General features: G+C 44.3%; 26 protein-coding genes and 2 pseudogenes. 20 read left to right on the forward strand and 8 right to left on the reverse strand.

What is annotated here, in order from left to right:
- Positions 1-681 carry a YhcN/YlaJ family sporulation lipoprotein gene (locus tag BLV33_RS20555; protein ID WP_090796061.1) on the reverse strand — a complete coding sequence of 227 codons (681 nt, stop codon included), beginning with the start codon at positions 679-681 and terminating at the stop codon, positions 1-3.
- A gap of 289 nt (positions 682-970) precedes the next feature.
- Between BLV33_RS20555 and coxB the strand changes: the two genes are divergently transcribed.
- From coxB to BLV33_RS20585, 6 genes are all read left to right on the forward strand, one after another.
- Positions 971-1,987: a cytochrome c oxidase subunit II gene (coxB, locus tag BLV33_RS20560; protein ID WP_090796064.1), complete on the forward strand. Its 1,017-nt coding sequence runs from the start codon at positions 971-973 to the stop codon at positions 1,985-1,987.
- A 24-nt stretch (positions 1,988-2,011) separates the two neighbouring features.
- On the forward strand, positions 2,012-3,862 hold the full coding sequence (gene ctaD, locus BLV33_RS20565; protein WP_090796068.1) for a cytochrome c oxidase subunit I: 1,851 nt from the start codon (positions 2,012-2,014) through the stop codon (positions 3,860-3,862).
- Positions 3,859-4,482, forward strand: coding sequence for a cytochrome (ubi)quinol oxidase subunit III (locus BLV33_RS20570; protein WP_090796072.1), 624 nt, complete (start codon positions 3,859-3,861; stop codon positions 4,480-4,482). The genes ctaD and BLV33_RS20570 overlap by 4 nt, the downstream gene beginning before the upstream one ends.
- A 1-nt stretch (position 4,483) precedes the next feature.
- A complete protein-coding gene (locus BLV33_RS20575; protein ID WP_090796076.1) occupies positions 4,484-4,801 on the forward strand; it encodes a cytochrome C oxidase subunit IV family protein in 318 nt (105 codons plus the stop codon).
- A gap of 80 nt (positions 4,802-4,881) precedes the next feature.
- Positions 4,882-5,754, forward strand: coding sequence for a cytochrome c oxidase assembly protein (locus BLV33_RS20580; protein WP_171909225.1), 873 nt, complete (start codon positions 4,882-4,884; stop codon positions 5,752-5,754).
- Positions 5,755-5,768: 14 nt separating this feature from the next.
- Complete coding sequence (locus BLV33_RS20585) at positions 5,769-6,224, forward strand: DUF420 domain-containing protein (protein WP_090796080.1); 456 nt, start codon at positions 5,769-5,771, stop codon at positions 6,222-6,224.
- A gap of 570 nt (positions 6,225-6,794) precedes the next feature.
- Here the strand turns inward: BLV33_RS20585 and BLV33_RS20590 are convergent.
- A complete protein-coding gene (locus BLV33_RS20590) occupies positions 6,795-7,940 on the reverse strand; it encodes a stalk domain-containing protein (protein ID WP_090796084.1) in 1,146 nt (381 codons plus the stop codon).
- Between the two features lie 195 nt (positions 7,941-8,135).
- Positions 8,136-9,204, reverse strand: a protein-coding gene (locus tag BLV33_RS20595) for an IS630 family transposase (protein ID WP_253187010.1) whose coding sequence is annotated in 2 segments (ribosomal slippage) — positions 8,136-8,693 and positions 8,695-9,204 — 1,068 coding nt in all. Because the reading frame shifts where the segments join, the coding sequence is not laid out codon by codon here.
- Between the two features lie 342 nt (positions 9,205-9,546).
- On the opposite strand from BLV33_RS20595, the gene BLV33_RS20600 reads away from it, so the two are divergent.
- Positions 9,547-10,335, forward strand: coding sequence for a YqjF family protein (locus BLV33_RS20600; RefSeq protein WP_090796090.1), 789 nt, complete (start codon positions 9,547-9,549; stop codon positions 10,333-10,335).
- 157 nt (positions 10,336-10,492) lie between these two features.
- On the opposite strand, the gene BLV33_RS20605 is transcribed toward BLV33_RS20600, so the two are convergent.
- Positions 10,493-11,077, reverse strand: coding sequence for a peroxiredoxin family protein (locus BLV33_RS20605; RefSeq protein ID WP_171909226.1), 585 nt, complete (start codon positions 11,075-11,077; stop codon positions 10,493-10,495).
- 63 nt (positions 11,078-11,140) lie between these two features.
- Positions 11,141-11,842: a Crp/Fnr family transcriptional regulator gene (locus BLV33_RS20610; RefSeq protein ID WP_171909227.1), complete on the reverse strand. Its 702-nt coding sequence runs from the start codon at positions 11,840-11,842 to the stop codon at positions 11,141-11,143.
- 322 nt (positions 11,843-12,164) lie between these two features.
- Between BLV33_RS20610 and BLV33_RS20615 the strand changes: the two genes are divergently transcribed.
- From BLV33_RS20615 to BLV33_RS20630, 5 genes and pseudogenes are all read left to right on the forward strand, one after another.
- Complete coding sequence (locus BLV33_RS20615; RefSeq protein ID WP_253187256.1) at positions 12,165-12,581, forward strand: nucleotidyltransferase domain-containing protein; 417 nt, start codon at positions 12,165-12,167, stop codon at positions 12,579-12,581.
- Positions 12,532-12,654, forward strand: a pseudogene (locus BLV33_RS30200) (hypothetical protein); the annotation flags it as partial. The gene BLV33_RS20615 and the pseudogene BLV33_RS30200, both read left to right, overlap by 50 nt.
- 254 nt (positions 12,655-12,908) lie before the next feature.
- Complete coding sequence (locus BLV33_RS20620; RefSeq protein WP_090796103.1) at positions 12,909-14,348, forward strand: serine hydrolase domain-containing protein; 1,440 nt, start codon at positions 12,909-12,911, stop codon at positions 14,346-14,348.
- A 189-nt stretch (positions 14,349-14,537) separates the two neighbouring features.
- On the forward strand, positions 14,538-15,410 hold the full coding sequence (locus BLV33_RS20625) for a sugar phosphate isomerase/epimerase family protein (RefSeq protein WP_090796106.1): 873 nt from the start codon (positions 14,538-14,540) through the stop codon (positions 15,408-15,410).
- Between the two features lie 73 nt (positions 15,411-15,483).
- Positions 15,484-16,260, forward strand: a complete 777-nt coding sequence (locus BLV33_RS20630; protein ID WP_171909228.1) for a GNAT family N-acetyltransferase — start codon at positions 15,484-15,486, stop codon at positions 16,258-16,260.
- Between the two features lie 13 nt (positions 16,261-16,273).
- Here the strand turns inward: BLV33_RS20630 and BLV33_RS20635 are convergent, their stop codons facing one another.
- Complete coding sequence (locus BLV33_RS20635; protein ID WP_090796113.1) at positions 16,274-17,356, reverse strand: branched-chain amino acid aminotransferase; 1,083 nt, start codon at positions 17,354-17,356, stop codon at positions 16,274-16,276.
- A gap of 122 nt (positions 17,357-17,478) precedes the next feature.
- Here BLV33_RS20635 and BLV33_RS20640 point away from each other — a divergent pair, with 122 nt between their 5' ends.
- From BLV33_RS20640 to BLV33_RS20670, 7 genes and pseudogenes are all read left to right on the forward strand, one after another.
- Entirely contained in the window at positions 17,479-18,375 is an 897-nt protein-coding gene (locus tag BLV33_RS20640; protein WP_090796117.1) for a LysR family transcriptional regulator, read from the forward strand.
- 150 nt (positions 18,376-18,525) lie between these two features.
- Positions 18,526-18,837, forward strand: coding sequence for a DUF1806 family protein (locus BLV33_RS20645; protein ID WP_090799097.1), 312 nt, complete (start codon positions 18,526-18,528; stop codon positions 18,835-18,837).
- Entirely contained in the window at positions 18,834-19,544 is a 711-nt protein-coding gene (locus BLV33_RS20650; RefSeq protein WP_090796120.1) for a PIG-L family deacetylase, read from the forward strand. The genes BLV33_RS20645 and BLV33_RS20650 overlap by 4 nt, the downstream gene beginning before the upstream one ends.
- A gap of 140 nt (positions 19,545-19,684) precedes the next feature.
- Positions 19,685-19,888, forward strand: a pseudogene (locus BLV33_RS30205) (phosphotransferase); the annotation flags it as partial.
- A 41-nt stretch (positions 19,889-19,929) separates the two neighbouring features.
- Positions 19,930-20,400 carry a pentapeptide repeat-containing protein gene (locus tag BLV33_RS20660; RefSeq protein WP_090796123.1) on the forward strand — a complete coding sequence of 157 codons (471 nt, stop codon included), beginning with the start codon at positions 19,930-19,932 and terminating at the stop codon, positions 20,398-20,400.
- Between the two features lie 292 nt (positions 20,401-20,692).
- Positions 20,693-22,222, forward strand: a complete 1,530-nt coding sequence (locus tag BLV33_RS20665; RefSeq protein WP_366414827.1) for a carboxypeptidase M32 — start codon at positions 20,693-20,695, stop codon at positions 22,220-22,222.
- 373 nt (positions 22,223-22,595) lie between these two features.
- Positions 22,596-22,946 (forward strand): VOC family protein, encoded by a 351-nt coding sequence (locus BLV33_RS20670; RefSeq protein ID WP_090796130.1) that lies wholly within the window; start codon positions 22,596-22,598, stop codon positions 22,944-22,946.
- A 115-nt stretch (positions 22,947-23,061) separates the two neighbouring features.
- On the opposite strand, the gene BLV33_RS20675 is transcribed toward BLV33_RS20670, so the two are convergent.
- Entirely contained in the window at positions 23,062-23,376 is a 315-nt protein-coding gene (locus tag BLV33_RS20675; protein WP_171909229.1) for a cupin domain-containing protein, read from the reverse strand.
- 182 nt (positions 23,377-23,558) lie between these two features.
- Here BLV33_RS20675 and BLV33_RS20680 point away from each other — a divergent pair, with 182 nt between their 5' ends.
- Positions 23,559-24,011 carry a MarR family winged helix-turn-helix transcriptional regulator gene (locus BLV33_RS20680; protein WP_090796137.1) on the forward strand — a complete coding sequence of 151 codons (453 nt, stop codon included), beginning with the start codon at positions 23,559-23,561 and terminating at the stop codon, positions 24,009-24,011.
- Positions 24,012-24,232: 221 nt separating this feature from the next.
- On the opposite strand, the gene BLV33_RS20685 is transcribed toward BLV33_RS20680, so the two are convergent.
- The gene (locus tag BLV33_RS20685; protein WP_090796141.1) at positions 24,233-24,742 is read right to left on the reverse strand and encodes a tetratricopeptide repeat protein; all 510 of its coding nucleotides are present in this window, start codon (positions 24,740-24,742) and stop codon (positions 24,233-24,235) included.
- Positions 24,743-24,882 lie beyond the last annotated feature (140 nt).

Genomic DNA, 24,882 nt, shown 5'->3' on the forward strand with positions numbered 1-24,882 from the left:
TCAGTCCTTCAACACCTGAGCAGTCCCAAATACTTTGGTTACAGATTGGTTGAAGGGGGTAAGGTAGGGTAACAGGGAGTTACCGCTCCAACTTTCCCTTGCATAGCCGTGCATTTCATTAATGAAGTCCCGGTTAGCAGAAATGTACACATCCATCAGGCGCGGCTCCAAATAACGGATTTTTTCGGCAATTTGCTGCTTGAATCGATGGGATAGTTGATCATGGTGCTTAGCTGTTTCATAATTGTTGACACCGATATTCAATTTCGAAGGATCCATTGCATCCGTATGAGGCGCATGAGGATTATACAAGCCGCGATTTGCTCCTGTAAGGTTTGTTTCCCGTTCACTGCCTTTGGTGCCTATTGCAGTATTGTCGATTTGAATGGCTACATAAGCATTTTGGTCCGTCAGCATCACAATCGCAGTATTCACTCCATTCAGCGCAGCTACCTGGTTCGATAAAAATTGGCTGAATTCCAGCTTATTATTATTATGAGTAACGGGTCCATAAAGCTGCCCAGTCTGGTAAGCCCGTTCCGTATCCACTGCATTTTCATGCGGAGAACCAAAGCTGTGGGTGTCCGGCATTGTCCCGTATTTCTTCCCCGCATCACTACAAGCGGATATAAGGAGCAGCAGGAATAGAGAGACCAACCATACGCGTTTTGAAAAGCTCATTCGACAAGCCTCCTGTTTCGACTTCTTTTTCCTAGGATGGTACTTCGCTTCATAATATATTCGATGGATAATAATCCAGCTTTTGTGAATAATGTTGATTGAATAAGACAATATAAAATCAACGCAAAAACATTGATGCAAAGCCTTTATAAGAACAATTTGTGAACTCGTCTACAGCGATTGACAAAAAGTTTTATCGAATTTATAGTTAATAAAGTGTGATTAGGTACATTGACAATGGCGAGTTTTGTGTGGTAAAAATATTGTTTTAAAAAGTGGGGTTGATACAATGATTCGATCGAAAAAGTTCTGGCGTCTAATACCCCTTTTTGCGGTAATGGCGTTCCTGCTGACTGCGTGCGGAAACCCAACTCTGTCTGCTCTAGAACCCAAAGGCCCAGTAGCCAAAGAACAGCTATATTTAATGAAATTAAGTCTCTCTATCATGATTTTGGTTGTGGTAGTGGTTTTCGCTATTTATTTATTCGTTTTAGTTCGTTTTAGGGCGCGTAAGGGCCAAACGGACCTGCCTAAGCAAGTGGAAGGCAATCATGTCTTGGAGATCATCTGGACTGTCATTCCGATCTTGCTTCTTTTGGTGCTTGCTGTACCGACTGTATCTTATACTTTCAAGCACTCGGCCGATCACACCAAAGACCAGAATGCCGTACATATCAAAGTCACAGCACATCAATTCTGGTGGCAGTTTGAATATCCGGACCTAGGCATTCAAACCGCTCAGGACCTGGTTATCCCTACGAATAAAACCATTGCGCTTGAACTTGTATCTGCAGACGTGAACCATGCTTTCTGGGTGCCTTCCCTTGCAGGTAAGGTAGATACAAACCCGGGTATTAGGAACACACTTTATTTGCAAGCAGATGAAGTAGCACTCTTTCAAGGAAAGTGTGCTGAGCTTTGCGGTGCCTCCCATGCTTTGATGGACTTTAAAGTCAACGCCAAATCACCAGCTGATTTTGACGCTTGGGCGCAGAAGATGAAAACTCCTTCAACTGTGCCGGCATCAGCTCAAGCCGGACAGCAGTTGTTTAAAGATAACTGCATGGCTTGCCATGCAGTTGATGTTGGCGGATTAGGCCTTGGGCCTAATTTGAACGGATTCGGTGATCGTTCCAAGGTAGCTGGTGTTTTGGACCACACACCTGAAAATATTGCTTTATGGATCAAGAATCCTCAGGATCAAAAGCCTGGTAATAAAATGCCCGCTTTCGGCAAAGCGGCCGGCGGCAGTCTGGATGATGCTCAAATTAATCAACTTGTCCAATATCTACAGAGCTTGAAATAAAGAACGGTAAAGGAGGTAAATACATTGGCTCATACTCACACAGCTAAAGGATACAGCGGTCTAATGGATTGGATTACAACTGTAGACCATAAGAAAATCGGCATTCTGTATCTGCTGGCAAGCGGCTTTTTCTTCCTTGTCGGAGGTTTCGAAGCCATTCTGATTCGAATCCAGCTTGCTTTTCCCAATCAGCACATTTTTGTCGGAGACACCTTTAATCAATTAACTACGATGCATGGAACAACGATGATTTTCTTCGCGGCGATGCCAGCCATCTTTGCTTTCATGAATGCGATCGTTCCTTTGCAAATTGGAGCAAGGGATGTTGCTTTCCCGTTCGTGAATGCGCTTGGCTTTTGGTTATTCTTCGTCGGCGGTATTCTGATGAATACCAGCTGGTTTTTGGGCGGAGCGCCTGATGCCGGTTGGACCGGATATGCTCCATTATCTTCAATTGCTGATAATGCCGGTAACTTTAAAGGTACTGACTTTTATGTGTTAGGCCTGCAGATCGCAGGTATCGGAACATTGATCGGCGGTATTAACTTCTTGGTTACGATTATTAACATGCGCGCACCGGGTATGACTTATATGCGGATGCCGATGTTTACCTGGACTGCACTTATCACTTCAGGGTTGATACTTCTTGCTTTCCCGGCCATCACGGTTGCTTTGGTTGAATTGATGTTCGACCGTATATTCAATGGAGCCTTCTTCGATGCGCCGCGAGGCGGTAATAACGTGTTATGGGAGCATTTATTCTGGATTTTCGGGCATCCCGAGGTTTACATCCTGATTCTCCCAGCTTTTGGTATTATTTCTGAAATCGTACCTACCTTCTCCAGAAAACGTTTGTTTGGATACAGCTCCATGGTGTTTGCAACTGTCTTAATCGGTTTCCTTGGATTCATGGTTTGGGTTCATCATATGTTTACAGCCGGCCTTGGTCCTGTAGCGAACTCGATCTTTGCCATAGCAACGATGGCGATTGCTGTACCGACAGGCGTTAAGGTCTTTAACTGGTTGTTCACCCTTTGGGGAGGGCAAATCCAATTTAGCACTGCGAACATGTGGGCAACGGCTTTTATTCCAACTTTCGTAATGGGAGGAACTACCGGGGTTATGCTGTCCATTCCCGCGGCAGACTTCCAATATCATGACACCTATTTCGTAGTCGCTCACTTTCACTATGTTATCGTAGGCGGCTTGGTGCTTGGATTATTCGCAGGAGCTTACTACTGGTGGCCAAAGATGTTTGGCCGCATGTTAAGCGAAACACTCGGAAAGATTCATTTCTGGACCTTCTTCATTGGCTTCCATTTGACGTTCTTCCCTCAGCATTTCCTTGGTCTTATGGGTATGCCGAGACGGGTATTTACTTACCAGCCGGGCTTTGGACTCGAAGAAGGCAACTTTGTCAGTACGATAGGCGCTTTCTTGATGGGAATCGGAACGATTGTATTCTTTATCAACATTATCGTAACAGCCAGAAAACCAGCCGATGCGCTTGCCGATCCTTGGGATGGACGGACGCTGGAGTGGGCCATATCCTCACCGGCTCCAGAGTATAACTTCAAGCAAACTCCACTGGTTCGCGGGTTGGATGCATTTTGGAAAGAGAAAATGGCAGGCAATAAGGAAATGACTCCGGCCGAACCGGTTGGATCGATCCATATGCCTTCGGGGTCCATCTTGCCTTTGGTTATGTCACTCGGCTTATTCATAGCCGGTTACGGGTTTATGTACCATACGTATTGGGTATCGGGCATTGGAATCGGCATCACCTTCATTGCCATGTTCCTTCGTTCCGTATATGATGATCACGGTTGGCACATTGAACCGGAAGAGCTTGAAGAGAAGGGGGTAAAGGTATGAGTACCCATACACACGCTGCTAATGGCGCTTTGCCTGCACAGCCGGAAACGGCTACCCTCGAAGGCAAAAACAAGGTTCTTGGCTTTTGGCTGTTTTTAGGCGCTGAGGTGGTACTATTCGGCTGCTTATTCGCAACCTATATTGCACTTCGCAACCAGGTGCCTGAGGGCCCGACCGCTCAAGAATTATTTGATCTCAAAACCGTGGGATGGTCGACCTTCATCTTGTTAACAAGCAGCTTAACCAGCGTGCTTGCGATCATAGGCATGCACAAGCAAAAACTCGGTATGTTGTTATTCTGGTTAGCCGTTACTGTACTTTTTGGATTATCGTTCCTTGGCTTGGAGATATATGAGTTCAATAAATATACTCAAGAAGGACACAAATTTGTCACCAGTGCATTCTCTACGTCTTTTTATACACTAGTAGGATTTCATGGTGGACACGTTGCTTTTGGAGTAACCTGGATTACATTGCTGATCTTGCAAGGATTGAAAAAAGGCCTTACTGTTGTGACAGCTCCCAAGTTTTACGTTGCCGCGTTATACTGGCACTTTGTTGACTTGGTCTGGGTATTTATCTTCACGGTAGTATATTTGATGGGGAAGGTAGGTCACTAAGATGAGTACTCATTCTGATGACACAGCCGCACCAAGCAAGCGTCAAAAACATGAATCACCGATGAACCATTATCTGTCTTACATTATGTCGATCCTGCTTACGATGTTGGCTTTTGCAGTTGTTATCTACGGCGGTCTGGATCGTTCCTTTATCCTGATTTTCATTGTTTCACTGGCGCTTGTCCAAGCCCTGATCCAGCTCTTGTTCTGGATGCATGCCAAGGAGCGGGGACATTTCATGCCACTATTGTTTTTGGGTGCAGGATTCTTTACAGCATTGACAGCTGTATTTGCAGCCGTATACTGGATGTGGTGGTAACAACTTAAAGAGGCGGCTTTGTTTGTACAAGGGGCCTCCTCTTTTTTTCTTGAAAACATGGTTGGAAGGAGCTGGTAATAATGGATCCAATGTATCAAGCTGCAGGATTTTTTGATCTCTGGAATCCTGTGCTTTTGCTCTTGGTTGTAGTAGTTGGGTTTGTCTACAGTAAGCTTGCTAATGCCAATAAGGAATCAATCAAAGGTGCCGAGCCGGTAAGTTTGCGCCAAAGGCTAGCCTTTCATACAGGTTTGACGCTATTTTATATCGGGCAAGGCAGTCCAATCAACTATATCGGACATCACTATTTGTTTAGTATCCACATGCTGCAGCAAACGATTTTATATTTGACGGTGCCCATCTTTATATGGACGGGATTGCCGGAATGGATGCTCAGGCCTTTGGTTAAAAATCGGTCGGTGCATGCCTTGTTATCTTTCTTCACCAAGCCTTTAGTTGCTATATTCATGTTTAATGTCTTACTATCGATCTATCATATGCCGTTTATTATGGATAGCTTAATGAAGCACTCTTTATGGCTGCTTGGCTATCACTTGATACTCCTGATTACGGCGTTCCTCATGTGGTTCCCGGTGTTCTGTCCGCTGCCTGAACTCAATCGACTTAGTGATTTGAGGAAGATTGCGTATATCTTCGCTAACGGGGTTATGCTTACACCGGCCTGTGCTTTGATCATTTTTTCAGACACACTACTTTATGAAATGTATACCAATGTTACGGTGCCTTTTTCCCATTTATCCCCCTTAGACGATCAGCAGTTGGGCGGAGTCCTTATGAAGATTATTCAAGAAATTGTTTATGGTTCGGTGCTTGCGTATGTTTTCTTCAGATGGTACCGCAGGGAACGACTGAAGGAACATGATGATTATCCGCAAGGCTACGAGCCTCAAGAAGATATGAACACTCCTCCAGGTAACTGGAATCGGGCATAAGGACGGGATCTTTGATGTATCTATTGCCAACAATCAGCACATTATTCATTGTGATAAGCGCCATATTCGTCGGCTTCGGCTGGTACCATATTCTTAAAGGCAACCGCAAAACGCATCAAAGGTTGATGGTAACAGGTGCTGTTTTTGCGCTAGCCTTCTTTATTATTTACGTGTCCAGAACACTGTTCGAGGGCAACACATCTTTTGGCGGACCGGAAAGCTTGAAGCTTCCGTACCATCTCTTCTTATTCTTCCATATCACTTTGGCTACGGTCGGCGGTGTACTAGGGTTGATAACCCTGTGGCTGGCTTACAAACAGAGATTCTTTAAGCATCGAAGATTCGGACGCGTCGCGGCTGTGATTTGGCTGCTGACTGCACCAACGGGTGTATTGGTGTATGTGCTCCTGTATATTCTTTATCCAGGCGGACAAACGAAACCGGTCATTGATGCGATATTCGGTCTTTAATCAAGCGTTCTTGTGATATTATCACAAGGACTTTTTTTGTCTTTTTCGCAAAATTCAAAGGATTGACAGAACCACGACTAAACCATTAGCTATTTGGCTAGTGGTATTTTTATTTCATTTCGTTAACTTTTTATTATCGTTTATGATGTAAGTTCACGTTAATTTGCGGCCAAAAAAAACCGAAAACATCTGAGGTGTTACAAATAACGTGAATTATAAGCAGGTGAAAGCAGTAGACGGGCTAAATATGACGATACAAAAGAATTATTGGGGAACGCGTGAGACCTGGATGCTTTAGCATTTATCGCAATGTCGGCTCGATTATACGTTAGTTGAGTGAGGTTTATAAATACAAGCTTGTAACAAGTACTTCAAAACTTATTTGTATTTTATATTTCACAAAAAAACCAGCCACCCTTTGAGTTTGCTGGTTTCTTGAACTTCAAAACTTTATTGTCGCCAAATATATCATTGTAGGATTTTGGTGATCGCCTATTTATTTGGGATGGAGGAAATTAGATGAATGAACCCTTCCTTGCTCCTGACTAAAGCATTACTTTGTAACCGTCATTAAAACTTTCCGTTGGCGTTTTTCCATTGATCTTTCGGCGGGATCGAGTCAATAATATCCCAATGCTCCGCGATTTTACCGTTTTCCAACCGGAACAGATCATATATGGCAGACGGCTTGCCGCCAAAATTCGCTTCGCTTACAGCTAAAACAAAGTTGCCCTCACCGATCACCATATGGATTTTATCATAACCGGAAATGACACCCTGCTTCGTCAAGCCATCCCCAATCATCGGATTATGCTGGATATAGTTGTCACCGTCAAAGTAGCTCGGCATTGCTCCGGGGTTCTTGCCTATCAAAACATCTTCTGCGAATTTTTTGACAAGCGCTTTGTTCGCCTCTGTCTTGTTCAGATCCGTAATCTTCGTCGCACCGTCAACCATGGTATGACCGCTTGGATTGAGTGCGGCTATATCCTGAAGGTTGTCCCAATGCTCAACGATCTTTCCGTTTTCAAATCTGAAAATGTCAAACAATGCTCTTTTGGAATTGAAGTGATGAACAAGCACATAATCTCCATCTTCGATTACCCTTATCATATCGCTCGTGCGGCCTGCTCCTTTTATTCGTTTGATTGCTCCGATCAGTGCTTCTCTTCCGTTGGCGAAACCAAGGTTATGTTGAATGTATTTGTCTGGGTTGACCCATTTCTCAATGGCCGCCGGGTCTCCGGTATCAAAGGTTTTCAAAACCGCGACCGCTTTTTCCTTATTGCTTGTTGTTATTTGTACAGATTGGGTCGAAATATCCCATGTTACCTGTTTGCCCAAGATTTGTTTGAAAAAATCCGCAGGAACGTATGTTTTTCCGTTTTCGGATAAAACCGACGCTGACGGCAAGCTTATCGTTTTATCTCCAACATTCGCTACTTGACTGCCCACACGGAAATAAATTTTGGTATTGTCTCTATTGAGCGTGACACTTTTTTCATCCGCATTCCAGACAATATGTTCATTGTCATCTTGAAATCCCAGTTTCGTCACAACGGCTCTTAATGGCAGCAAAACTTGATGATTTTGCATCATTGGAGCGTCCGCATAAGCCTCATCTTGCCCGTCGATCACGATTTTGATGCCCGCATTCAACTTCTCAGCTGCAAAAGCGGGTACCGAGAACGAAGCAACAAGCAAGCCGGCTAACATGGAAATAGATATCCATTTTTTTATAGAAAACCCTCCTTGATTTTTTAATTTTTACTGGAATTTCATCTAACTCTTATTTGCCAACTTCGTAAAATAATGTTTTATTTAAGTATTCGCGAACTTCGTATAATTTCCTTTTTATGGATTCATCAACATTACACATTCCTCTCTAACAATATCCCTATATAAGTTGAACTATTGGTTTTCCGGTAGCTCCCCTGATTCCATCCTAATGCATAGACGATCGATGATGTTTAAGGGATCTTTCATGATTTGTTCCATGAAGGAATGTACGTTTCCTCGTATTTCGACGACGGTGTGATAGAAGACATTATTAATCACATCCGACTTTAACCATTTCCATAATCCCTCGACGATATTAAGTTCTGGGCTGTACGGAGGAAGAAAAACAAGTTTAAGCCGACCTTGCTGCTCCTTAAAAAATGGTTCAAGCAATTTTGCGTGGTGAGCTCGAGCATTGTCCAATACCATTGTTATTTTGCCTTTGGGGTAAGCATCAACGACTCGATGCAGAAACACCAGAAACTTTTCAGCTGTATATTCCTCATCTTCCTGCCATACGATTTGGCCTGTGCCGTAATCAACTGTAGAAAACAGCTTTACGCCTCGATGTTTGCCTGTGGTTTTTATGATTCGCTGTTTGCCTTTAGCAAACCAGGTGCGTTGAAGAGCTTGATAATCACGGATCATGGCTTCATCTTCAAACAATAAATGATCAATTTCGCCATTCTCGTAATTTTTTTAACCTTGGGAAGGTTGTTTCGACAAACTCTTTTTGCTTCTCTTCGTCAGCTGCCGCTAAGGTATAGGTTGGTTTGGTATAGCTCATATCAAGACGGTGCATCAACTTGGACACACCCCGGATGGAGTAACTTTCGCCAAACTCACGTTTGATATACTCGCCGATCAGTTGAAGCGTCCAGTTGAATTTTGCCGTAAATCCAACCTCATGAGGAAGTGATTCTATGATTGTCTTCTTAAGCTTCACTTGCTGCTCTTTAGTAATTCGCTCACGGCGACCAGGGGAGAAATTCATCTGTAATCCATCTAAACCGGATTCGTGATATTGCTGTAAATACGTTCTTACCGTACGCTCCGACCTCCCGATGATTGTGGCAATTTGCTGCTTGTCATGCCCCAGTAAATGTAAGCGAACTGTCTGGTATCGCTCGAACATTCGACGGTTCTTTTCTTGTTTTAACCGTTTCTCAACTTCCTGTAACTTAACTGCTTCCATCGTCATCACCCGTCCATTAAGTGGTCTTCACTTATTCGACGGTTGATGGGTAGAAATCCTTTCAATTAGAAAAGGAAAGTGTCTAGTTCAACTTATATAGATCCTCGAAGTTAGACAATAAAGTTGTGAAGTAACAAACAAAGTTTTGAAGTAACTAGGTGTTCACTTTATTGGGTGAATGCTTAATTTTTAGTATGGAGAAAAATTAGATGAATGAACACTTGGAATGTACAAGGCAGCAAGACTGCCAGGGTGATTAAGCAAACGGGCAGATTTGTTCAATAATATCTCAGTTAATTTAATTAGTCTTATGGTATCATTTAGGTAAAACGCTCACGGAGAGAACCATTGAGTAGTGATACAATTGTTGAAGCTCTTGGATTCTCGATGGAGTTGGAGGGAAGTGTTCGGATAATCATGAATTCACAACGACCTTGGCCTGTCCCAAGTGGTTCTTGGATCATAAAGCAAAGTTGGCGAGATCTTTTATTTTTGCATTACCCCGTCAAGGTGGAATCTCTTAGACATCATGTTCCCACTGGCTTAGAAATTGATACTTATAATGAATTTGCTTGGATCAGTGTTGTGCCTTTTTGGATGTGTGGAATTCGGTTTAGGGGAACTCCATCCGTACCTTATTTATCGAATTTTCCAGAGCTAAACGTAAGAACTTATGTGAAAGTAGGAAATAAACCTGGAGTTTATTTCTTCAGTTTAGATGCCGAGAGTGCGTTTGGGGTTTTCTTTGGCAGAAGAATCTATAAATTACCTTATTTCTTTTCACATATACATATCGCTCGCGAGGCGGATAATAAACAAGTCTATGAAAGTATTAGAAAAGAGAAGAGAGTTACATTTAAGGGAAGCTATAAACCAATATCGGAAGTTTACCGCGCAGAACAAGGAACCTTAGATTATTGGTTAGTTGAAAGGTATTGTTTATACAGTGAGGATCGTAATCGGGTATTTATTTCTGAAATTAATCATCAACCGTGGATTTTGCAGGATGTGGAGTATGAGATTAGCGAAAATTCGATGCTTAAAACATATGGAATTGATTTACCAGATCCATTTTGTGCTCACTATTGTAAAAGGCTAGATGTACATGTATGGCCACTGAAAAGAGTAAAGTTATAAAATTAGAGCGTCATCTCTTGATGTTTCGGTTACGCTCTAACGGAGAATAATAGCAGAGGAGCTGGCTCGTGGCAGCTCCTCTTTTGGTTTATTGAAATAACAGGCAGGATAGTTCAAAAGTTGTAAATCACCTTTTCTATCTCGGCTTCAATTTAGATTAAACAAACTCTCCTGAATCGACTGCGGCGTTATTACCATCAGCAAAACGGTCGATTACGTCGAGCGGTAAGTGATCTATCACTAGTTGGCCATAGTGCGCATCCTGTACGATACCGTTCTCGTCGATCAAGAATTCGGCCGGGATGCGATAGAAGTTGGATCCTTCCTCCGGAGTCAAAGCAAAACCTTCAGCCGCCGCCTCAGCTACGAACTTCTGTGTATTCGTATCAGCCATAGTCGCTTGCACCTTCTCCTCGGACACTTCGACGCCGTATAGGTCATAGAGATCGGCTTTAGGATCAGCAATTAACGGGAATGGCGCTTCCTGCCGGCCGACATACTGGGACATGTTAGTTTCCGGAGATTCGAACACCGCTAATATCTCCAGTCCTTGCAGGCTCCACTGGTTGTAGCGCCGGATGAAATGCCGCACCCGCAAGTTGCACATCGCGCAGGCGGCGTTGCGAAAGAACGCGAGCAGCACCTTGCGGCCGCGAAGATCGGACAACTGGAGAGGAACTCCGTCGACACCTGCGAACGCGAAATCAGGGGCGATTTCCCCCTTAGATAATGGAATTCTCATTGTGATAAGCCTCCTAGTCATGTATTGGGTAGACCTCAGTCTGGCCCGTCTGATTTTACTTTATCATGAGATGCTCTTACCTTCTGTGACCTGGTCACCAACGAGCTCCATCAATGCTCCCCGCTGCCGAACTGATACCCAACCCCGTCCCATTTCGATCCAACTCTTCTTTTGCATTCGGCTCAAAACGCGGCTGATTACTTCACGAGCGGACCCTAGTTCGACAGCTAACTGCTGATGAGTAATCTGGACGGTCGGTTGCTGCTCCAACGTCAGCCTCAACAACGTTCCGGCGAGCCGAGAGTCCAGCGGCTGCGCCATTTTACTTGAAAGGATGCTGCCCATACGGATCAACCCATCCAAAATGTTTCCGAATACCGCATTCCGAATAGGCGTATACATCTGAATCCATCGTATAAACGAGCTCTTCGCCACGAACAGGGCCGTCACCTCGGTCTCCGCCGTAATGGTACATGGATATTCGCGTTCACTTAAACCGCTTAGCACCATAATGGCGCATATATCACCGGCCGACAGCCGGTTGGAAAGCGCTTCACGGCCCCCTTCGGTAACATTCGAGATCTGTACTGTTCCTGCAATGAGGAACAAGGCATACTCAGCGGCATCCTCTTTATGAAATAAGGTCGATTTAACAGAAAATGTTCTAAGCCGAGGCTGTGCAGCGGCCCAATCATCAGCTGGGATAGCTTGGAAATAAGGAAAAATGTCGGACAGGGTATGCAATTCAGGAAAGACATTTGACATGAGGGATTCTCCGATCGGATAGAATGATATCTTTATTTTACAGGATCGATGCATGCTGTGACTAGTCACTCAAAGGAAGCCAGAACCAGCTTCATGACAGCACTCAGTTAATGGAAAACGAGAGAGTTCAGCACCCAAAAGGGTCGCTTCGTGGTAGCCCTTCGCTCAGCTAACGAGCAGATTTGCTCAACAATAAGGGTAGTTTAATGCAATTTCACAACAAAAAAGGATATAAGGATAATTCGTGGAATTAATGCGTGAGCACAAGAATTTTGTATCTTGAAGGGAGCTAACCATGTTACCGCAGGTAGTTGAACTGACAATGAATAAGTTGTGTTGCTCTTTAAATAGGAACACTTCAAACATTGAATCTGTTTATATTTACGGTTCGGTCGCGTTAGGAGATTATATCGAGGGTTCCAGCGATATAGATTTTATCGCAATTCTTCGAGAGCAACCTAGTATATCGGATATTCAGGCAATCTCAGCAGCTCATGAAGAGGTTGAAAATGGGATTCCAAACACTGATATAATGGGAGCTTACTTACTCATTAATGATCTGGGGAAACCAGGAAGTGAAATTAGTTCTTTATTGACCTACTATAATAAACAATTACATGCAGATGGAAGAGGCGCCGATATTAATCCAATTACTTGGTGGATTTTAAAAAATCATGGTATTAGGATATATGGACGAGCATTGGATGTCAGATTTAACTTGTCCGATATTGAGGATTGAGGGAAACCATTCAGTTAAAGAAAGAGTGAATATTGTATTAGATTATCTCAAACTAAACAGTAGCCTCATCTAATAACAAAGATCAAGCAGGCTTCCAGTGATAAACTCGCTGGTCTGATGTGCTAACTGATGGGAAAATTATTTCATCGACCTTTCGACCAAACCTCGCGCTTTCAGCGATGATAGTACTACCCCGTGTATCCGTTCGTTCATAAATATTTCGTAAAGGGGCGTTATGGTCGGAGCATTGAAGGGTAAGATTAGCCCGCGAGGACCTGTTCATAGTTTCCAAATGTTGGTATACTGCAATTACAAGTCCGAAAGGAGATGACCAATATCATTACTCTCGACATCCCAAGAAGCAGCCCGGAGCTTCAAGCCATCGCATCCGATGCCGTCGTCCGATTCTTGAAAGCGGTTCAAAAACAGGGGCTGGAGCTCCACAGCTTCATACTTGTGCGGCACGACTGCGTCGTCGCGGAAGGCTGGTGGGCTCCTTATGCGCCCGAACGTCCGCACATGCTGTTCTCGCTCAGCAAAAGCTTCGCCTCTACGGCCATAGGGCTTCTGGCGGAGGAAGGCCGGATTTCCCTGGATGACAAGGTCATTTCGTTCTTTCCGGAGGATACGCCCTCGGACGTATCGAGCAATCTCGCCTCCATGGCAATCCGCCATCTGCTCATGATGGGCACCGGCCATGCCCAGGATACCGCAGGACCGATGCAGGAAACCGACCATTGGGTTCGGGGCTTCCTACAGCTTCCGGTTGAGCACGAGCCCGGTACTCAATTCGTTTATAACAGCGGGGCTACTTATTTGCTTTCGGCGATCCTGCAGCAAATCACTGGCCAGACGCTGCTCGACTATTTGCAGCCCCGGCTGCTGAAGCCGCTTGGCATTGACGGTGCGACATGGGAAAGCTGTCCTCGCGGAATTAACTTTGGCGGCTGGGGCATGAAGGTCAAAACCGAAGACATTGCGAAATTCGGACTTTTATATTTGCATAAGGGGCAGTGGGACGGAAAGCACCTCCTCCCCGAAGCGTGGGTGGAGGAAGCGACCTCCAAGCAAATTTCCAACGGTCCAAGCACGAGTACGGATTGGGTACAAGGGTACGGATACCAATTCTGGAGATGCCGACACAACGCTTACCGCGGAGACGGCGCCTTCGGTCAGTACTGCATCGTGATGCCCGAGCAGGACGCAGTCCTGGCCATTACGTCCGGTGTCAGCGACATGCAGGCTGTCCTTAACGCCGTCTGGGAACATCTGCTACCTGCTATGGGCACCGAGGCACTGCAGGAGAACCGGGATGCGGAAGCCTCGCTGCTGCTGGAACTGCGGAACTTGAAGTTGGAGCCGCCGAGACTGGAAGCAAGCTCTCCGTTGGAAGCGGAAATTTCGGGCGTCGAGTACGAGCTGGAGGACAACAAGGAGGGCCTTCGCGCATTATCCATCCGGTTTTCCGAGCAGGGGGGGACTCTTCTCATTAGCGACAACCGGGGAATGCATACCTTTCAACTCGGGAGAAATGAATGGCGCGAAGGTACGTACACTATGTATACGAAGGAAGAGAATCCCGGCTGCTCTTCCATGACCTGGCGCGACAAGAACACGCTCTTATTGACGACCCGTTTCGTGGAGACTCCCTTCTGTCTGACGACGACATGCACGTTCGGGGAACAAAATGTGCAGCTGCTTATTCAGCAGAACGTCTCTTTCGGCGGCCCTGAGCCTAAGCCGATTATGGGCAAGGCATCCGTGTAGTGTTGCGTTGTCAGTGTTTACAAATTCGACGGTTTCCCGGACAGCTGGAAACGGAGTCCTTAATGTGGGACTCCGTTTTTCCGTTTATTCGCTTGTTTGATCGTCAAACAAGGGTAGTACCAGCGAAGCTGACACCACCTGCAATTTCATCGATCCCGATTTTGAATTGAATAAGGAGGCTTGGTCAAAATGAAAATCGGTTTGAGCACGTACAGCTTGCTTCCCGCCATCAAATCCGGCGAAATGTCTGTACTTGACGTGATCCGCTGGATTGCCGGCAACGGCGGGGAGCATATGGAAATCGTACCCTATGGATTTACGCTCGTGGACAATCCAGAGTTGGCGGACGCGGTGCGCGAGGAATCGAAATCGGCTGGAATCGAGCTGTCCAACTATTCCATGCCAGCCAATTTCGTTCAAGAGACGGAAGAGACTTTTGAGGCGGAAGTGATGCGTATCAAGGAGCATGTCGATCTGGTCGCACGTTTGGGCATGATGCATATGCGGCATGATGTGACGGCCTTTATGATTCCGCCAGAACAGATGACGATCGGTTGGCTGGAGAAGAGCCTGCCGGTCATTGTACAGGGCAGCAGGCTGATCGCCGATTACGCCACCCAATACGGGATCACTACAACTGTTGAAAATCACGGATTCAGCGTTCAGGCGAGCGACCGCGTGCAACGAGTGCTGTTGGCCGTGGACCGGCCCAATTTTAGAACGACGCTGGATATCGGCAATTTCATGTGCGTGGATGAATCGTCCATCATTGGAGTTAAGAAGAATTTGCCTTATGCTTCTCTGATTCATTTCAAAGATTTTTATTTCCGGTCATATGATCAGCATCCTGGAGACGGCGAATGGTTCCGAACGGCCCATGGCAACTATCTGCGCGGCGCCATTATCGGGCATGGGGACATTGATATCCGCAGGATCGTCAAGCTGATCAAAGCGTCGGGCTATGACGGATATATTACCGTCGAGTTTGAAGGGATGGAAGAGTGCAGGCTGGGGTCCAAAATCGGTATGGACAATTTGCGCCGTCTTTGGGAAGAAGCGTAATGAATGGAGATAAATACTGTGTCGGGGACATGATTCATGACGAAGCACAATGTTCCTTAGAAAGGAGCAGTATATGCACCTGGATGTCCGCAAAAACTTTGAAGAAAAAGTTTCTTATGTTGCTCGAAGTATCAATGGTATGACGGTCGATGATCAAATCAGCTTCCTATCCGTTGATTGCGGCTTGCCGAGTGATACGTTTAACGTGATTGTAATCAGAGATATGTCCGTATCGGCCCAGATGCTGGCGAGCGTTGACCGATTTACCACCAAAGGCTTTCCGTTAGCTGTATGGTACTGGGAGAGCGACTTTGATAGAGCAGGCATAGCAACGCTCATCCAGCATAGACTGGCACATACCGAAACCCATACCGCCATGTATGGAGACCTCTCTCAGATACAGATGGCCTCTCTTCATGTTGAGGGTTTAGAGATCAAGCAAGCCACGACGGCCAGTGACCTGCTTCATTTCTGGGAGGTGATAGCTGCTCTTCTCGGAGACTCAAGTGAGGGACGCCAGGTGTTTGCGTACTTTCAAGAGCTGTGCACATACCCGCTCAGTATGTTTCCTGCCATGCGTTACTATCTTGGAACGTTTCATGGCAAAGTCGTTGCCATCGGGACGCTGTTTGTTGGCACCCAGACCGTTGGGATCTATGATATTGTTACCCACAACGATTACCGCAGGAGAGGCATTGGCAGTGCCATGTTCCAGCGCCTGCTGAAGGATGCCTGTGCCGAGAACCGCCGCTTCTGTGTGCTGCAAGCTTCAAAAGATGGCCTTGGAATCTATTTGAAGGCTGGTTTCAGCGTTACTGGTGATGTCCTTACGTTTGACGCAAAGATATAGAATGAAATTAAGTTTATTTGACTCTAACTTCTACCATCCAACCAAACGGATCTGGCATCGTTCCCTTTTGTATACCAGACAAAGCTTCGTAAAGCCTTTGCGAGAGTTCGCCAGTCCGACCATTTTTTATCACAAGCTTTTCATCACACCAGTTGAGTTCACCAATCGGGGAAATAACGGCCGCCGTACCTGTACCAAATGCTTCCTCTAAAAAACCGTCTTTACCAGCTTCATACAATTCCTCAATTGAAATGGTCCTCTCTTCAATCGAGATGTTCCAATGCTTTAACAGTTGAATAATGGAATTCCGTGTTATACCGTCTAAGATACTTCCATTTAAGGACGGAGTATGAACAGTCCCATTGATTTTGAAAAATACGTTCATGCTGCCGACCTCTTCGATATATTTTCTATGAACGCCATCCAGCCATAAGACTTGGGTATAACCTTTCTCTTTGGCACTTTCTTGTGACTTTAGAGCCGCCGCATAATTTCCAGCTGTCTTGGCTTCGCCAACTCCCCCAATGACTGCACGAACATACTCCGGTTCCACAAAGATCTTAACCGGGTTCACACCCTCAGGGTAATATGCTCCAACTGGCGACATAATGATTATGAACTGATAATTTGTGGAAGGTGATAAGCCTAATGCAGGTTGAGTAGCAAAAACAAAAGGACGTATATACAGAGAAGTCCCAGGTTCAGTCGGAATCCAATCCTGATCGACGGAAATCAATTGTTTCAACGCATCAAAGAAGACACTCTCATCTAACTGAGGAATATTCAAACGATCATTGGAACGGTTTAATCTTTCTATGTTTTTTTGCGGTCTGAATAGAAGGATTCGTCCATCCTCAGTTTTGTAAGCTTTTAATCCTTCAAAAATGGATTGTCCATAATGAAATATTTTGGCTGCAGGGTCTAAGACAATGGGTTGATAAGGCACAATACGAGGTTGATGCCATCCCTTTTCAAAAGCGTAATCAATTATATACATATGATCCGTAAAATAAACCCCGAATCCAAGCTGGTCTTGAGGTGGCTTTATTTTCTTAGTTAAACTTTCCTCAAATTTTATTCCCAAAGGTTGAACCATCCTGAACATCTCTCCTTAGTTTCAATTTATCGATAGTTGTATAATACCATCTCATAGAATATATTTAAAATATCTATTTTATTTATAGTTCATACTTTTTAGGTATGATGAAAGAGAGTGTTATGGACATACGTCAGTTAAAGTATTTTTTAGCAATAGCACATGAAGGGCAAGTCACACGTGCCGCTAAGTTGCTTAATATGGAACAACCGCCATTAAGCCGACAGCTCAAACTTATGGAAGAGGAGCTCGGGGTGAGGTTATTTGATCGAAACAGAATGCGTTTAAAGCTTACAGCTGCTGGGGAGCTGCTTATGCAGAAGGCAGAAAGGCTGCTTAATCAACTAGACGAAACGATAAAAGAGGTCAAAGAATTAGAAGAAGGTGTTCGAGGAGTTCTATCCATCGGTTCGGTTGTATCATGTATTTCACTCATACCGAAGCAAATTGAGCTATTCAGGGGAAATTATCCCCAAGTTACTTTTAAAATTTCAGAAGGTGATCATTTTTATTTAGGGGAAAAGCTAGTGAAGAGAGAAATTGAACTAGTCATAGCTAGACTGCCTTTTGAGGCTCAAACACATCTTCAGCAATACTCCATTCTGCCTTTAGCTTCGGACCCATTTGTAGCCGTAATTCCAAGCTCATGGACTCAGAATTCTGAAGACCAGACGATTAGCATGAGAGAATTAGCCAGTTTTCCTTTCTTAACATTAAAGACGGATAAGACAACACGGATGCACGAGCAGGTTGTGAACGAATTCAAAAGCCATGGGTTAGAGCCTAATGTTATTTGCGAATGTTCTAGCGTAGCCATCATTATGTCACTTATTGCTCAGGGGATTGCCGCTACCGTGTTTCCTAAATCGGTCATGTCTTCTTTTCCGACTACTATTTTTAAGATGCTCAGTATTCAAGATGCAGACTTTCAATCAGAAGTCGGTATCCTGTGGTTGAAGGATCGGTATTTGTCTAAAAGTGCCCAGCATTTCATAGAAAGTTTTCGAACTGTTCAGTAAACAAGAAAGTACTTTTTGTAAAAGTAAGATTTGAGATGACTGTGGTAAATGAGGGCTACTGAGACTCCAGATTTCATACGTTAAAAGATGCTTTTTGTGATATTATTATCTGGCAATCAAAAATTCTTTCAGAAAAGAGAACCAAACGCGATGATCAAAATAATCAGGTCGCAAGTGGAGGTCGAGCTACGGACCTTCGTCGGGGCGGACGCCTATATCCACAGCGAGGCGACTTCATTTGTCTTCGTCCGCAATTTCAAGGTCAAAGTGACTCACGCCTTTATAGCTGGGGAAGGTCCCTTTCGTGCCGCTCTCAGATTCGATGGGCATGGCTGGCTGCGGATGGAAGCGCTCACACATTATGAGGTAGATGAGAACGGTCGTCTGCTGCTCGCTGGATATGACGACAGGGGGCGAATGAACGTTGCCCTTCATTTGGGAAAGGAGCCATTTCCAGAATGAATACAATCGATAAAGCCCCATTGCGAAAGCTTCTGGCGGTGTTTGCACACCCTGACGACGAGTCGTTTATTTGTGGAGGCACCCTCGCAAAATACGCCAGCGAAGGGGTCGACATTACGCTGGTGAGCGCCACGCGAGGCGAAATGGGACGCCGAATGGGCAATCCATTCTACCTGAACCGGGAATCGTTGGCAGCCGCCCGCGAAATGGAGCTGCGGCAAGCCTGCGCAAGCCTGGGCGTCCGGCACCTCATTTTCTTGGATATTCGCGACAAGACGGTTGAGTTTACTGATGCGGATAGCTTGACAGCACGAATTGCGGATCTGATCCGCGAAATGGATCCCGACGTCGTTCTTACATTTCACGAAACACTGGGTGGACACCCGGATCATTGCGCAATCGGAAAAGCTACGATTGCCGCTTTTCAACGAATCAAACATAGGGGAGATTTATATTTCATTACTTTCGGCGACACGATGGTGCATCCGGAGCAGTACGGTTATACCCGAAAGGATGTTATCAAAATCGACGTGCATGCTCATCTGGAGGCGAAGCTGGCTGCATTTCGGGCTCACCGCTGCCAAACCGAAATCGATGAGTGGGTTTGGCTGCCCGACCAAGAGGCGTTGGCAAGATTCGGCGGACATGAATATTTTTTGAAAGGGGATAAGGATGCTCCGAAGCAGGTTCTTCATGATTTGTTTTAGCATCTCCCCGCAATATGCATCACTAGTCATTGGGACGAATGAAGAAGACAGTTTTGTTCGGTATTTGATGCGAGAAGATAATTAACCAATTAAACTTTTATACCACAAGGCTGTCTGTTATTGTCATTGAATCAGACTTAATTGATAATGTATTAGTACGTGATGGGAAAGTTACATGTATTATTGACTGGAGCGGTGGAGCGTTTGGCAACCCGAGATACGATGTATCTTTAGCAATTCGTCCCAAGCCTAACGCTATTGAAACTGAATCGGAGATTATCACTTTCTTTGAAGGATACGGAATGACAGTAGAGCGTGGTGGTTACATGCTTCCTATTTTATAGCAATAATATTGTTTGATACTAATGATTTGGAGTTGATGAAGATGGAATTAAAAGTTGAACGTTTAGATTTTGAAATGGCGGACATTTCTGGGTCGAGGTTTCTGAAGGTTAAAGCTGAGGAATTAAATTTTGACAATGTCAATTTGGCAAAGACGCAAATTAATAATGCAAATATGAGTGGAATGGAATTAAACGATGTGAATATGTCTGAGTTTAGAATTTCGGATGCAAATCTCTCAGGTGCTGAAATCAAAAATGCTAATTTTAGTCATGCTGTTATTGACCATGTTCATTTATTTGGCACTGAATTTCGTAATGTTGTTCTCCCTATGGAAGGTGATGGTAATTACAATCCAAATGGCGTTTACAAACCAGTTAGCTTTATAAATTGTGACCTATCTAAGGGTCAATTAACAAACTGTAATTTAGCAAATATGGATATTCGCGATTGTGATATATCTGGATTGAAGATTAACGGGGTGTTAGTAGAAGACTTAATAAATAATACATAATAAATCAGGAAATGAATCATTAATTATTCAACGGATTACAATAATGAAATTGAAGGAAGGGCTGCCCGGCGGTCCTTCGCTGTGCTAACGGACAGTTTAAAGCAATGAACCACAAGCCTCTCACTTTATTAAGATATCGGGCAGTTATATTAAATAAGAGTTAAACAGGCGATTCAATAATTAGAGTATTAAATTCCTAATTATGGTAGTGTAATTAAGAAATTCTGCGAGCTCTGAGCGGAACCAGGAGGATCTTATGATAGAATTAGTAAAATAGTAAAGGATGATGACCATGACCAAAATCGACCAGCGTGAAGATTTGCAGACGATCGTACAACAGTTCAAAGAACTTGACGAGACGATGACACATTACTCCGATATGCTCAGCCTGGCGGGTTGGGACCAGCAGGTCAAAGCACCGCCGAAAGGAAAAGCTTATTTCTCCAAGGTGCGCGGTACGCTGTCAACCGAGCTATTCCGTCTGGGAACATCTGATAAATTGGAGCGTTTGTTAAATGCGCTTTCAAAGCCGGATGCGCAGCAGCAGTTGGATGAACCGACCAAAGCTGCGGTTCGTGAGCATAAGCGGGGATTCGATAAAAACAAAAAGATTCCGGAGGCGCTACATAAAGAGTTTACGATTCATACCGCCAATGCACGGACGGTGTGGGAGGAAGCACGGAAAGAGAATAACTTCGAGAAATTCCGTCCGACTCTCGAGCGAACGGTAGAGCTGATTCGCGAATACGCGGAGCTTTACGGATATGAGAAACATCCATATGATGCACTGCTGGATAAATATGAGCCAGGTTTAACCGTTGAGCAACTGGATGGGATATTCGGCACCCTTCGCGAAAAGACGGTACAGCTGCTTGCGCGCATCCGGAGCTCTTCAGATCAGCCCAGGGATGTTTTTGAAGGCACGTTTGACGTTGGCCAGCAGGAGAAATTCAACTTATTTCTACTCCCGTTATTGGGGTACGATCTGGAAGCAGGACGATTGGATGTAACGGCTCATCCGTTCGCGTGCACGATTAATGTCGGAGATGTTCGCATTACAACCCGTTATTTCGATAACGATCCAAAAGGTTCTCTGTTCGCGACGATTCATGAAGCGGGTCATGCCATCTACGAACAAGGCGTGAATCCGGATTATGAAGGATCGGTCATAAGTGGAGGCATATCGCTGGGCATACACGAATCTCAATCCCGATTCTTAGAAAACATGGTCGGCCGCAGCGAGGCATTCTGGCAGCGTTATTTGGATGATTATAAGCACTTTTTCCCCGGCAAATTCGAAGATGTCTCGCTTCGCGACTTTTACCGTTCGGTTAATATCGTTTCGCCGTCATTTATCCGTGTGGAAGCCGATGAAGTTACGTATAACCTACATATCATGCTCCGCTATGAACTCGAGAAGGGTCTGGTGGCCGGCACGCTCGAGGTCAAAGATTTACCGAAGCTGTGGAACGAAAAAATGCGGGAGTATCTGGGTATCGAACCTCCGACGGAAGATGTCGGTGTGCTCCAGGATGTTCATTGGTCTTATGGCGTTTTCGGCTATTTCCCGACGTATTCGTTGGGCAATCTGTATTCGGCACAAATTCGCAAAACGATTCTCAAGCAATTCCCGGACTTCTATGACAGGGTTCGCCGAGATGAATTTGGAACGATCCGCGAATGGCTTCGGGAGCAGATTCACCAGCATGGCAGCGTCTATCTGCCATCGGATCTGATCAAACGGGTAACCGGCGAAGAGCTTAATCCAGATTATTTGGTGCAGTATTTAGAAGAAAAATATTCTGACGTCTACAGTTTGTAACGAGCCAAATACAATATGAACTGGTCAATTTTTGTAAACAGATAAATGAAAACTGAACGCTAAGAGCACTCATTCCTATAGGGAATGGGTGCTTTGTTGTTCAGTCGAGTACGTTCATGATTGTGCTATTGGATATGATTTGGAACCAAGAGAAGTTCTTAAGAGAATACAGTATGAGCTTGGATCAAGTAAATTGACTTTGCTATTATTTATTCTGCTCTATACCTTGATGCTGATTTTAGTCTTATTTCTATAAAGAGGTGTGAAGCTATATGAAACACGGTGTAGTTTAACCTTATATATTGACATGGGAACACTTGTTTTATAAAGTGGATATAAGTACCAAAATTTATATTGAATGGTGGATGAGTCTATGAGTCGCGTTATTGGTTTCGAAATCAGCAGTCAGGATGCTGCAACACATTCCAAATTCTATGCTGACGTATTCGGGTGGGAAATTGGTGAGCCTAATTGGGGATATTACCCTGCTAAAACTGGTCCTTCCGATAAGACTGGCATCGATGGAGGTATAGCACAGGGGCCAGAACATTTCCCAGTTGGTGTCCGCTTGCAAATCCAAGTTGATTCAATTGATGAATCGATCACAAAGGCAGTTGAAAATGGCGGTAAGCTGATTCAGGACGTAATGGATTTCGGAAACTTCAAACTAGCTTTTATCATTGACCCAATGGGTATTCATTATGGACTCATAGAAAACAAATAATTAGTATATTTTTTGTAATTTTGGATTGTGCTAACGGAATTGGAAAAATAAAAGATTAACAGGCACCTCCTCCGGTGTCTGTTAATCTATGTAGCGACCCTATGATAGTGCAATATTATATGGTTGGTAGAGGGTCGGTATTATATTTAGGCAACAATTCGTTAATAGCCTTTGGAGCAGGAACACCTGATTGAATTAATAACTCGGTTTCTTCAAAAAATTTAACCATTTGTGCATCTGTATGAAGAATAAGAATTCTTGCCTTTTTATCGCATGCATTGCGATATGTGTGGGCAACCCCGCTTGGAATTGTGACCACATCACCTGTGAAAGCGGTCACAACCTCCGCTTCAACTATGAACTCAATTTCTCCTTCTAGAATATAAAATAAAGCGTTTGACGTGTCAGTGAACCGTCTTCTTTCACCCAAATTTGATTGGGTCCCAAGTTGATAAATTTACCAGCATCTTGTCTTACTACGTTTGCTTTCATTACTCATCACCACTCCCTTGGTATCGTAAAATGGACAACTCAGATCACAAATGATAAGATAAGGTATCCTTACTACTATAATAAAGGTTCCTTACTAATTAGGCAAGAGGAGAATGGGTCTTGAAAACCATAAATGAAATGCGAACTGGTGCTTTGTTACGTAGTGCTTATCAAGAGGTAGCCAAAATCATTAATCAAAAGATGGAATCCGTCGGTTATGAGGATATTCGTACTACCCATACGCCTGTATTGCAACCATTGTATTTTTCTGATTCAGGGCTTACAGCTACTGAATTGGCTGAGCGTTCTGGGATAACCAAACAATCGATGGGGGAACTTGTGAAATACCTTGAGCGGCAAGGTTATATCCATAGAGAGAAAAGCCAGAAAGATTTACGTGCATGGTTGATTGTTCTTACGCCTAAAGGCATCGAAATGATGAATAAACTATATGGTATAGTAACTGAACTCGATGAGGAATTTGCGAAAAAATTTGGAGAGGAGAGCTTTTCAGATTTACGGGATAAACTGCTGAATTTTATCCCAATTGTGCAGACAATAAACAAGAGGTAGGTAAGATATTACGACCAAGCTCATTTCATACAAGAATTAAAAGCATTTTCAAGAATGACACCAAACCAAATGCTATTAATGTCCGATTTTTCCAATACGAGACGCGTCTAACGGAGTAGGATAAGAACGTAAAACTATTTTGAAGGAGACGTATCCAATGGCTAAGTAACTAACAGCAATCAATCTATATTCGGATCATCAAGAGGAGATCAGCTTTATGTTTATTCGGCTGTTTTATCAAGGTCTTCGTTGTAAGCCAATATCCCGCGTTTAAAATAATGTAGTTTTTCGTCTGAGGTAGTTTCCATTAAATTGGTGATCAGCAGTTCAACACTTTCCTTGTAGTTTTGGCTATTGTACAGAGCCATGGCAAGAAACACTTGAATTGCCCGGTTCTCCGGAAATTCCCTCACGCCTCTGCGTAACGTCTCAACTGCTTTTTGGTAGTACCCCCAGTAGCGGTATGTACTCCCCAGACCCATTAGGCATCTTTCTAGATCATGACCAGAGAGTCCCAGCTTAAGAGCCCGCTCATAATATGGAATAGCCTCATGTCCAAGGCCGGAATTGTCATTCGCTATCCCGGTTTGGTAGTTGATCTCCGCATCATCCGGGTAATCGGAAAGCAATTCTAATAATTGCTCGCGAACCTCACTTAAGATCGTTTGATCTTGCTTGGCTCTTCCTTCTTCACGCCGTTCAATTAATTTGCTCAATTCGTCTCTAGTCATATTTTCACCATTCCCAAGTTTGGCAGTTTTTTATATGAGACCATCTTAACATAACTAATCCATATCGTTGCCGATTCCTCTGTAAATTCGCAGCCCAGTTTACGGATAATATCAACAAAGATGGCATTCCTGTCTGATCA

It is taken from the genome of Paenibacillus sp. GP183 (assembly GCF_900104695.1).
In the GTDB taxonomy this organism is placed as follows: domain Bacteria; phylum Bacillota; class Bacilli; order Paenibacillales; family NBRC-103111; genus Paenibacillus_AI.